The following is a 12,954-nucleotide window of genomic DNA, read 5'->3' on the forward strand; positions in this document are numbered from 1 at the left end:
TTTAAATACCAATATTTACACCAAATATTATTTGTTTTGGAGATGGCCATGTACCTTCATCAAAACCTCTATTTATTTCATTTTCTGGAGTAACCTCAACATCTAAACCAGAATATGTATCAAATAATGTGATTAAGTTAGTTCCCATTAAGTATAAACGTAAACTTGAAAACCCAAACTTATCTAAAACTGAATCTGGCACATTATATCCTAATTGAATAGATTTCATTCTTAAGAAAGAACCATCTTCTATATGCATAGAATTAGTGTTTTGCTCAAAACTTGTAGTACTAGAAGCTTTTGGTAATACAGCATCGGCATTGTTTTCTAAATATGGGCTTCCCCAAGAACGGAACAATCTGTCTGATGCCTTAGGCCCTTGGAATAATCCCCAACGTGTAAAACGATCATGATAGTTTACAACATCATTTCCAACACTTGCATACCAAATTGATGTTAAGTCAAAGTTCTTGTAGTTAATTCCTAAGTTTAAACCAGCTGTAAAATCTGGATGAGGATTACCTATCCAAGTTCTATCATCTGGAGTAATTACACCATCTCCATTTACGTCTCTAATCTTTAAGTTACCTGGCTCATTATAATCTCCATTTGCAGGATGTCCATCAGCCTCGGCTTGTGTTTGGAAAATTCCATCTACAACATAACCATAGAACTCTGGGAAAGCTCTACCTGTAATAGCCCTAGTATATCTTTGTCCTCTTTCACTTCTTCCTAAAAGCTGATCTCCTTCTGTACCAGATAGCTTTGTTACCTCATTTTTATAAGTAGACATGTTTAAACCTATGCTATAACTAAAGTCTTCACTTACCGTCTTTCTGTAATTTAATTCAATATCAAGACCTTTGTTATCCATTGTACCTACGTTAACAAATGGTGCAGTAGCCTGTCCATCAATAGCAGGAATTGTAGTTCTAAACAACATATCTCTTGTAGACTTCTTCCATAAATCGACGCTTAAATCTAAACCTCCAAATAACGTTGCATCTATACCAAAGTTTGTAGATTCCGTAGTTTCCCATTTAGCATCTGGATTTCCAAAAGCTGTAGATTGGTACCCTAAAGAAATGGTACCATCGCTACCTCCAATACCGTAGTAAGAATTACCTAAACCAGATCCAAATGTTGTAAATCCGTTGTAATTTCCAATTTGGTCATTTCCAGATTCACCCCAACCAGCTCTAAACTTTAATCTGTTTAACCAACCGCTAGTACCTGCCATAAAAGGTTCTTCAGAAATCATCCATCCAGCTGATACCGCAGGAAAGACACCATATCTATTATTAGCACCGAATCTAGACGATCCATCTCTACGAACTGTTCCCTCAATCATATATTTGTCTTTATAAGAATAGAATGCTCTTGAGAACAAAGAGAATAATGACCAAGTTGCAGCGTTTGAACCATTAGTTACAGCTTCTGCACCAGAACTTAAGAAGAAGAATTCATCACTAGTAGAAATGAACCCTGCTCTACCTGCTGTTACTAAATCAAAATCAAACTTTGTAGACTCCATACCAGCAAGTAATTCAAAACTGTGTATATCATTAAAAGTTTTAGCATAGCTTGCTGTGTTTGTAAAGTTCCATGTCAAGTTGTTACTACGTGTTTCTGACAATGTATTTACAAACGTACCATTAGTGTTTTCTGGATCTCCAAACCTTGGATCATGGTTACTAAACCAGTTCATGTTATAACCAAAAAGAGATTTAACTGTAACGTTTTTAAACGGCTTAACTTCTACATAGAAATTACCTACTAGATTTAAGTTCTTTCTTAAATCTTTTCTCGAACGGTAAAGATGTCCAACTGGATTTGGACCATCATTTAAGTTACCACCAACAACACCTCCTGCATAATTTCCACCTTCATCAAAAATTGGAATTAACGGACTTGTTTCTACGTAAGCATTAAAACCTGGAGTATTACCTTTACTTTCTGTTAAAGTTGCACCCAAGCGCTGCCCAATTGTTAACCAATCTGTAACTTCAGATTCTACATTGGATCTAAATGCATATCTATTAAAAGAGTTGTGTTTAAAAACACCTTCTTCGTCAAAGAAACTAGCATTAAAAGAGTAGATTGTTTTTTCAGAACCACCAGTTACAGATAAGTTATAATCTTGTAACAATGCAGATCTAAAACTTTCTTTCATCCAATCGGTACCGTTAGGATTTGTTAACGTAATAGGATAATTTCTTTCCTCATAAAGCGAAGGATCTGTAGACGGGTCTCCAAAAGAACCTCCATTAGGGAATAAGTAATCATTAAACCTTGTTGCCGTAATATCATTAGGATCAAAAGTAAAATGAGCATGACTCGGTGTAATACCGTCATTGGTTTGTTCTAACCAAATCATCTGCCCAATTAAATTAGGGTCAGTAACTAAGTCATACTTTGCATTACTTTTACCAACACCTGTTCTTACGTTAAAGTTAAATTTTAAAGCTTGATTCTTTCTACCTGATTTTGTAGTAATAAGAATTACACCACTAGCACCTCTTGCTCCATAAATAGCAGTTGAAGATGCATCTTTTAGAACCTGCATAGATTCTATTTGATCTGGTGGAGGCACTGCTCCTCCAGTTACACCATCTACAATAAATAATGGTGAGTTTCCATTAATACTTCCAAGACCTCTAATTCTAATTTGAGCTTGTTGACCAGGTCTTGCTGAAGCTACTACAGTTACACCAGAGGCACTACCTTGTAAGGCTCTTGTTGCATCTGCCGATGGTTGCGCTTCTAAAAAATCTTCATCAACAGAACTAACAGCACTTACTATGTCTGTCTTCTTTCTTGTACCATAACCAATTAAAACAACTTCATCTAATGCTTCTGCATCTTCCGATAGTTTAATATTAATTGTTGTACTAGAGCCAACAGTAACTTCTTTTGTTTGAAACCCAGTATAAGACGCTACTAGTACATCTCCAGGATTAACAGAAATAGAATAATTACCATCAAAATCTGTTACAGCTCCCTTAGATGTTCCCTTAACAATAATGTTTGCTCCTGCCAAAGGAATATCTGTGTCATCTGTTACTGTTCCACTAACAGTTAATGATTGACCGTAAATTAAGGCTGAACCACAAAGAAAAAAGAGTAAAGTTGAAAGCCTCTTTTTCTTAAATTCAAATACACTTAATAAGTAGTTAATAAAATAAATTTTCCTCATAATTTAAGTTTAGTTATGAATTAATAATTAGTTGTTTAGTTTAAGTCCCTCGCGTAAGAGCGCTCAAAACAATTTTTATGAGGATGCAAATTATAACTAAGGTGAGTTCCAAATGAGCACAAATACTTCAAATATGAGTAAAAATCCATCATTGCACCCTAAAACTATAAATCGAGAATTTTTTAAGTAAATAATTATTAAATTCACATATATTCTTCATTTTAATTAACAGCATCTTAAAACGAACAAGAAATCCGTATGTGTTTATCCCTTAATTTTAGGCTTTTTATACTGTATTTTTGCATTGCTATTTTTTTTCATTCTTGCTCCAAAAAAAAGAATACGTACCCACTTTTAGAAACGGACAAACACTTTACAAGGGTAAATTCTGACCATACTAGAATAAAGTTTAATAATACGCTTACGGAAACTAGTTTAGAAAATCATATTGTAAATGAGAACTTTGTAACTGGTGCTGGGGTGGCAATTGGAGACATTAATAATGATGGTTTACCTGATATTTACTTTTCCGGTAATCAAGTTGAAGACAAACTCTATTTAAATAAAGGTGATTTAATTTTTGAAGACATCTCAAAAAGCTCAGGTATAGCTTCATTTAATTCATGGTCTACAGGTGTAACTTTTGCAGATGTAAATGCCGATGGTTACCAAGACATCTATGTTTGCAAAGTAAGTATGAACGCAAAACAAACAGGAGAAAACCTTCTGTTTCTAAACAATGGCGATTTAACATTTACTGAATCTGCCAAAACCTTTAGGATTAATGATGCTGGTAATTCTGTTCAGGCTAACTTCTTTGATTACAATAAGGACGGCTTACCAGACATATATCTTATTAACCAACCTCCTGGTTATGGGAATAGGGCTTCTGGCAAATCACCATTAAAACATAGAAACCCAAAATTCAGTGACAAACTTTATAGAAATCTTGGTGGCAATAAAGGCTTTGTTGAAATCTCAAAAATTGCAAAAACGAATAACCTATCTCATGGTCTTTCTGCCTCAATTGGAGATCTAACTAACAACAACTGGCCCGACATATATGTAACCAACGATTATGACAAACCAGACTATATCTATAAAAACAATACTAAAGGCGCCTTTGAAAACATTGCTCAATCGGCATTAAAGCACATGTCTAATTTTAGCATGGGAAGCGATATAGCAGATTATGATAATGATGGCTTTTTGGACGTTTTTGTAGTAGATATGGTCGCAGAAGATCATAAACGTATAAAGACTAATATGGGCGGTATGAATCCGGAAGACTTTTGGGCTATTGTTAACAATGGTTGGCATTACCAGTACATGTTTAACACGTTACAGCACAATAATGGCAATTCAACTTTCAGCGATTTGGCTCAAATTGGTGGTGTATCTAATACCGACTGGAGTTGGGGGCCTTTAATGGCGGACTTTGACAATGACGGGTACAAAGACATCTTTGTAACTAACGGTATTAAGCGCAATATGCGTTTTAGTGATGTAAACAACAAGTACAAAAAGATTCTTGATAGTATTGAAGTTGAAGCCAAAAAGCAAAACAAAAAATTTCAAGATTTAATTGATGTTCTTAAGTTGGCTAAAATGGCCCCAACAGACAAACTTAACAACTACATCTATAAAAATAACGGTGATCTAACTTTTGAAAACAAAATAGAAGAATGGGGATTTAACCACGCTTCTTTATCTAATGGAGCAAGTTATGCTGACCTAGATTTAGACGGTGATTTAGACTTAATAGTAAGTAATATTGATGAAGAGGCCTTTGTATATAGAAATAATACCTCTGAAAGAAAAAAAGGAAATTATTTAAAGGTACATCTTAAATCTCCTAACAACGCTAATTTATACGGTTCTAAAGTTAAATTGTTTAAAAATGATTCTCTTTGGCAAATGATAGAACTTACCAATAACCGAGGTTATATGTCCAAAAGCGATGATATTGTTCATTTTGGTTTAGGTGCCATTGAAAAAATTGAAAAAATTGAAATCATTTGGCCCAATATCACCTCTACTATTCTTGAAAATATAAACAGCAATCAACTCTTAGTATTAACTCCGAAAAACCTTGAAAACTCTAATAATCCTAAGAGAAATAAAACAATTTTTAAAGACATAACAACTGCCACAAAGCTATCATATAGTCATATTGAGAACAATTACAACGATTTTAATAAAGAGGTGTTACTACCGCATAAAATGTCCGAATTCGGTCCTTACATCTCTGTTGGAGATGTAAATGGCGATCAACTTGAAGATATTTTCATAGGTGGTTCGGCAGGAAACCCAAGTTCATTATTTCTTCAAAATACCGATGGAACTTTCATTGAAAAAACTAATCAACAATGGCAAAAGGATAAGGATTATGAAGATATGGGTTCCACTTTTTTTGATATAGATAATGACGGTGATTTAGACCTATACGTTGTTAGTGGAGGTAATGAATTTTCAGAAAACAGCAAATTGCTATCAGATAGATTATACTTAAATGATGGTATTGGTAATTTTTCAAAATCGCATAACCGAATACCTAAAAACACAATTAGTGGATCTATTGTGGAAAAAGCAGATTATGATAATGATGGTGACATAGACCTTTTTATTGGAGGCAGATTAACGCCTCAAAAATATCCGTTTCCAACGAGTAGTAAAATTTTAGAAAATAAAAATGGAATTCTTGTTGATGTTACCAATACGACGTTGCCAAGTTTAAATAACATTGGCCTTATAACCTCAGCTAAATGGGTAGACATAGACAAAGACAAACGTCTTGATTTGGTTATTGTTGGTGAATGGACCCCTATTTTAACTTTTATAAATAAGGGCAATAAGGGTTTTGAAGAGGTTACTTTTGAAGGTTTACAAAATTCCAATGGTTGGTACTACAAGGTGGAAAGTGCAGATGTAGATAATGATGGAGATAATGACCTAGTTATTGGTAATCTTGGACTCAACTATAAATACAAAGCAAACAGAAATGCACCGTTTCAAGTTCATAGTTATGACCATGATAAGAATGGTACAAATGATATTATTCTTAGTTATTATGATCATGGGCAGGTATACCCCATTAGAGGGAGGTCTTGTTCAATTGAACAAATTCCTTCTTTAAAAGAGAAATTCCCAACTTTTGAGTCGTTTGGAGATTCAAATCTAAGTGACATATACGGCAATGCTTTAAACAATGCCTTAAACCTAAAAGCCTTTACATTCTCATCATATTATGCCGAAAACATTAATGGCAAAGATTTTGTTTTGCATCAGCTACCTAATTTGGCCCAAGTATCTAGCATAAACAATATTTTGATAAAAGACTTTGATTCTGATAATGCACTAGATATTTTAATTTCAGGAAATCTATATGGTTCTGAGATAGAAACGCCTAGAAACGATGCTGGTATTGGCCTTTTTCTAAAAGGAAATGGAAAGGGACAGTTCAATCCCATTCATTTAAATCAAAGCGGTTTTTATGCACCAAATGACGCTAAGGACATGAAATCTCTTAAAATTGGCAATAGAAATGCAGTTATTATTGGAAATAATAAAGCCCAATTACAACTATTGGCCTACTAAGTCTAAATGCCCCAAATAGACTTTCATTTGAATCTATTTGACACTTATTAAAAGTGCAAAGGTTCTATTTTTAAAACATGAAAGTATTACTACGAACCCTATTCTTTTCAGTCGCTCTAACAACTACTGTTTTTGGGCAACAATTTGATTTGCAAAACCTAAGTGTTTTTAATAATATTCATACCAATTATGGCAATGCAGTAGCAGATTATGATTTAGATGGAGACCTAGATGTCTTTATTGTAGCCTATAAAGCTTCCACCCCAAAAGATAGAACCTCATGGAGCAGACTACTTAATAACAGAAACAGTACTCTTGAAGATGACATTCAGTTTTCGGGACCATTAGCCAGAGAGGCATATAATAACGACTGGGGTTTAAGTTTAGGAGCTTCATGGGGCGATTTTAATAATGACGAATACCCAGATCTCTTAATTGCAAATCAAAACACCACAGAATTATACCAAAATATGCAAGATGGTACTTTTAAAAATATAACTGCCACGTCAAACATTGAATCATGTGCTTCTTGCAACAATGCTGGAGGCTTATGGTGGGATTTTAATAATGATGGCTTTTTAGACCTTTACCTATATTTTCTAGACACTAAAAACAAACTCTATAAAAATAATGGCGATGGAACTTTTACCCTAACCGATAATGCCCTTGGATTAAATGACCCAAGTAGAACTTGGTCCTGTCTGCCTATTGATGCCAATAATGATGGTTGGCTAGACATATATGTTGTGAATGACTTTGGGTTGAGCAAATTTTATGTAAATAACAATGGAGCATCATTTACTGAAGCTACTAAAGCTTATAATTTAGAAAACAAAGGTTGCGGCATGGGTTCTACAATTGGAGACTACAACAATGATGGTATTTTTGATATCTATGTAACTAATATTGCTGAGTCTCTTGTTAATCCTTTGTTTAAAGGCACTAGTACCAACATTTTTGAAAACACCACCTTGCAGCAAAAGGTCGGAAACGGTAATTTTGGCTGGGGTACCAATTTTTTTGATGCCGATAATGACGGTGATCAAGATTTATATGTAGTTAATGGGCATGAAGACCTACATTACAAAAACGTGTTTTTTAAAAACCTACTTACCGAAGGTGAAAACTTCTTTGAGAACTGGTCTAACGCATCAAAAGCCAATGGAATGGCTAACGGCATGTCTACAGAAGTGTTTGACTATAATAACGATGGTTATTTAGATATTTTAGTAAGCAACACCAATGATAAGCCCTATTTATACAAAAATACAACAGCGCAATCTAACGCTTGGGTGCAAATAAACCTTAAAGGTACAACTGTAAACAAAAATGCAGTAGGTTCAAAAGTTAAGGCTTATGTTAAAGATAATACTCTTCACAGATTTCATCATGGTGCTTCTATTATGGGACAAAGCATTAAGCCCGTTCACTTTGGGTTGGGAACGGCAAAAAAAATTGATAGCATATCTGTTTCTTGGCCAAATGGAACCAAAGAAGTGATTTATAATATTGCTACAAATCAAAAAATCACCATAACAGAACAACAAGGAATGACCTTTGGAGACAATTACGTTCCGACTGAGGAAGAGGAAGAGGAAGAGGAAGGCGAAAAGGATATACAAGAAGACTTACCTACGAACTTATCTGTAAACACAATGCCAAATCCTTTTTCAAATTTTATTGATTTTCACATTGAATCTAATTCATTAGAAACTTCAGAAATTGTCATTGAAATATTTACGTTAAATGGTATTAGAATAGAAAAGATAGTTGATACCAAGCCAGAAGACCTTAATAAATGGACAAAACGCTGGCAACCAAACGCCACGAACACATCTCTAACACCTGGTATTTATTTTTACAACATTAGTTATAATAACCAAAGAAAAATTGGCAAATTAGTTTTTACACCTTAACACGGTAAAGTTTAGACCTTTTTTTTGATATAATTTGAAGGAGAGTCTCCAAAGAACTTTCTAAAACACTTCCCAAAATAACCAGGGTCTGAAAATCCAACCATATAGCTAACTTGAGAAATGGTTAACTCGTCCTGCTCTAGTAATTGGGCTGCTCTTTTTAGACGAACCATTCTTATAAAGTCATTTGGTGACTGCCCTGTTAGCTTTTTTAATTTTCTAAAGAAAGTAGACCTACTGGTATTCATGTCTGATACTAAGTTATCAACCCAATAGGAATCATTCCCCATGTTGGCTTCCATTAAATCCATAATTTTCTTTAAGAATTCCTCATCTAGAGAATTTAATGTCACCTTTTCTGGTGTTAGTTCTTTTTCGGTTTGAAAACGCTTACGCATTAATTCTCTGGATTCAATTAACTTTTCTGCCCTAACCGAAAGTAATTTCATTTTAAAAGGTTTCGGGATATAGGCATCTGCTCCAGACTCTAAGCCTTCAATTCTATGTTCAACGGAATTTAGTGCTGTTAATAGTATTATGGGTATATGACTTGTTCTAATATTGGATTTGAGTGCATTTGTTAACTCTATACCATCCATTTCCGGCATTAAAATATCACTAACTATTAAATCTGGCATTTCTTTCAGTGCCACATTTAGACCTTCTTTACCGTTTTCTGCTTCAAAGACCTTATAAACTTTAGAGAACCCTTCTCTAATAAGAAGGCGAATATCAGGATTGTCATCAACCACCAAAACAGAATTTTCAAAATCGTTTTCAGTTAATTCTTCATTAATTCCTAATTCACCATTCAATTCCTCTGATTCCACATCAAAATTTGTTACTAAATCTGAAACAGCGGGTTCTACAATTTCCTCTGGTAATAAATGTTCCTTTCCTAACGGTAATTTAATGGTGAACTTTGTGCCTTCCCCTTGCTGAGATTCTACTTCAATTTTCCCATGGTGCAGTTCTACCAAATCTTTAGTTATTGCTAGTCCTATCCCAGAACCCTTTCTAGTTCTTTTTCGTGTTTGATTAACCTGATAAAATCTGTGAAACACAAATGGTAATTCATCCTTCTTTATACCTACACCATTATCCTCTACTTCAATACTTAAATATTTTAGTTTTAGATGCTGATCATTAATTGCAATGACATCGGTATCTACCGTTTTTAATACTCTAACCTCTATCTCTCCTCCCGCATTTGTAAATTTAATTGCGTTAAAAATTAGGTTATTCAGTATTTTTTCGAGCTTGTCCCAATCAAACCATATTTCAAAAGTCTTTAATTCACTTTCGAAAGAAATAGACACTTCGTTTTTCTTTGCTGAGGCTTTAAACGAGTTTGTAATCTCTTTAACAAACCTTATCACATTAGATTTAGTTGCAGCTAATTTTGTTTCTCCGACTTCAATTTTTCTAAACTCCATTAATTGATGCACAAGTCTTAATAATGAGTTTGCATTTCTTTGAATAATTTGAAGCTTGGGTTTCACTAATGCATTATCTCCAATAGATTCTAGAAGCTCTTCTATAGGGTTTAAAATTAGCGTTATTGGTGTTTTAAACTCATGAGAAATATTTGTAAAAAATTGAAGTTTTAACCTATTTACCTGTTCAATTTCTTTTTGAACTTTAACGGCTGCTTTTTCTTTTTCCTGAAGGCTTAAAAATGAAATTATTGCAAAGATTATTGCAGATAATACTAGTATGTAAATAGAATATGCCCACCAAGTATACCAAAAAGGAGGCTCTATTCTGAAATTAAACGTTGCCGGAACTTCATTCCATACGCCATCATTATTAGAAGCCTTTACTTTAAAAGAATAGTTTCCAGAGGGTAAGTTCGTATAATGCGCAAAAGACAATCCTTTAGAATCTTGCCAGCTATCATCAAAACCATCTAACTGATACTTGAATTTATTTTTTTCGGGGGCTGCAAAGTGTAAGGCTGCAAACTCAAAAGTTAATGTATTTTCGTGATGTTCTAACTTAGTTATTCTATCAACAGCTCCTGATTTTTCTTCTAAAATAACTCTTCCATTATGTGTTTTGCCAATTTCAATAAGTTCATTTTTTATTTTAAACCCTGTTAATTTTGGTTCTGCGGGAATGTCATTGTCTGTTAACGTTTCTGGATGAAAAATGTTTAACCCCTTTAGTCCTCCAAAAAACAAATAATCATGTTTGTTTTTGTAATAGGCATTTTTTCTAAAGTTATTACTTTGTAAACCATCACCTTTTTTAAAGTTCTTAAAGCTTTTATCTTTAGGATTAAAGCGAGATATACCATTATCTGTACTCATCCATAAATAGCCATTTTCATCTTCAAGAATACCATATACCGCATTATTTGCTAAGCCATCTTTTTCTAAGAAATGTTCAAAAACCGGATCTCCGTTTTCATCCAAAGTCATTTTATTGAGTCCTCCTCCAAAAGTTCCCAACCAATAGTTTCCATCTTTATCTTCATAAATAGAAAACACTGAATTATGACTTAGGCTTTTGGGGTTATTGGGTTCATGAAAATAGGTTACAAATCTATCCTCATTTTGCCTTTTACCTTTTTTAAGAAGGCTAATCCCTCCTTGAAGGCCTCCAACCCAAATATTACCTTTACTATCTTCTAGCAAGCAACTTATAAAATTGCTTCCGATACTAAATTCATTGTTTATATCGGACTTGTAATGGGTAACATTTGTAAAATCATACTTACCATTCTTTTTGGTTTTCTTCCATTTTACTAATCCATCACTGAAAGACCCAAACCACAAAGCCCCTTCTTTATCCTGAAGTATAGAAAAAACATTGGGCAACTTTATAGGTGTTTGCTCATGTGAAACCCTTTGACTTTCCTTGTTAAACTGCATCTGGTATACAGATTCCTTGCCTAACCAATACGTTCCTTCTCTATCTTTAAAAATTGATTTAACGGTTTGTTGATTCGTAAACCCACTTGTCTCATTAATTCTTTCGTAAAAGAAATGCTTAATACTCGGCGACTGGTAATTCTCCTTAAACTGAATCTGATTTAACCCATTTTCAGTACCAATCCAAAGACAGTTATCGGCTTCAAGAATTGCATTTACAGAAGCGTTACTTAGTGTATTCTCAGAAAGTTTATTTCTCGTTAAAAAGTAAATGTTTTTGTTTTGTAAATCACATTTATTTAATCCACCAACCTCAGTTCCTACCCAAAGGACGTTAGTTTTATCTACCAAGATGGTCTTAATACGTCTATTACTTAGAGTTTCTTCATACGTATCGTTTGGCGTATAGAAGTTAAAACTGCCTGTTTCTATATTTAAGTGGTACAAGCCGTAACCATAAACACCAATCCAAAGTTTACCCTCAAAATCTTCTTTAATATTACTAATATTGCCATAACTCTGTTGAGATGTTTCTAAGTTTAAAGAATAATTATGAAAGCTCTCTTTGTTTAATGCATGTACACTGGTGGGTTTATCTAAACTCCATAGACCTGTTCCCTTTTCACCAACAACGAACTTTCCTGAACGTGTTAAAAACATAGCATCTACGGCATTATTAAAGCCTGGCACCGTGACGAAACTCTTAGCGTCCGATTTAGGAGCATACATTCTATTTAATCCCTTTTCGGTACCAACCCAAAGATTACTATGCTTATCCTTTGCAACGGATAGAACAGAATTACTATTTATAACATCAGATTGATAGGGCTGATAATAAAAGTGCTCTAAGGTTTCTTCTTGAGCATTGGGCTTTATAATATGGTATAGTCCAGATGTCTTTGTTCCTATCCAGATAGATCCGTCATCTTTATCTGAATAAATTGCAGTAATGTCTTTAAATGAAAGATTGCCATCTGCATGTTTAAACGTTTGGTTGTTTAGGTCTAAAGTACAAAGACCTCCAACGGTACCAATCCAGAGGACGTTGTTAGCATCAACTAACAACTTTGTTATCATATTATTGATGAGTCCTTCGGAATCATCTATATTACTTCTATAAACTGTAAATCTTTGTCCATCATATTTGTAAAGACCATTAGCAGTTCCTATCCATAAAAACCCGTCTCTATCTTGTACAACATCTAATATAGTATTTTGCGTTAAGCCCTTATCGTCAATAAAATGTTCAAATTTTAAAGTATTTGATTGACCAAAAGCCATGATGGTGTATACCAAACAAAACAGAATAGAAATGTACTTTATCTTTATTTTGATGCTCATAGATTACCTGTTACACTTTAAAAACTAC

General features: G+C 33.9%; 4 protein-coding genes. 2 read left to right on the forward strand and 2 right to left on the reverse strand.

Features of this window, described 5'->3' with window-relative positions; translation table 11 throughout:
* Window position 1: 1 nt before the first annotated feature.
* A complete protein-coding gene (locus tag FUA24_RS05845; RefSeq protein WP_148540512.1) occupies window positions 2–3,196 on the reverse strand; it encodes a SusC/RagA family TonB-linked outer membrane protein in 3,195 nt (1,064 codons plus the stop codon).
* Window positions 3,197–3,454: 258 nt separating this feature from the next.
* On the opposite strand from FUA24_RS05845, the gene FUA24_RS05850 reads away from it, so the two are divergent.
* Together FUA24_RS05850 and FUA24_RS05855 are read left to right on the forward strand one after the other, a co-directional pair.
* A complete protein-coding gene (locus FUA24_RS05850; RefSeq protein ID WP_148540514.1) occupies window positions 3,455–6,793 on the forward strand; it encodes a VCBS repeat-containing protein in 3,339 nt (1,112 codons plus the stop codon).
* A gap of 77 nt (window positions 6,794–6,870) precedes the next feature.
* Window positions 6,871–8,709, forward strand: coding sequence for an FG-GAP-like repeat-containing protein (locus FUA24_RS05855; RefSeq protein ID WP_148540516.1), 1,839 nt, complete (start codon window positions 6,871–6,873; stop codon window positions 8,707–8,709).
* An 11-nt stretch (window positions 8,710–8,720) separates the two neighbouring features.
* On the opposite strand, the gene FUA24_RS05860 is transcribed toward FUA24_RS05855, so the two are convergent.
* A complete protein-coding gene (locus FUA24_RS05860; protein ID WP_148540518.1) occupies window positions 8,721–12,926 on the reverse strand; it encodes a two-component regulator propeller domain-containing protein in 4,206 nt (1,401 codons plus the stop codon).
* Window positions 12,927–12,954 lie beyond the last annotated feature (28 nt).

Source organism: Seonamhaeicola marinus (assembly GCF_008085455.1).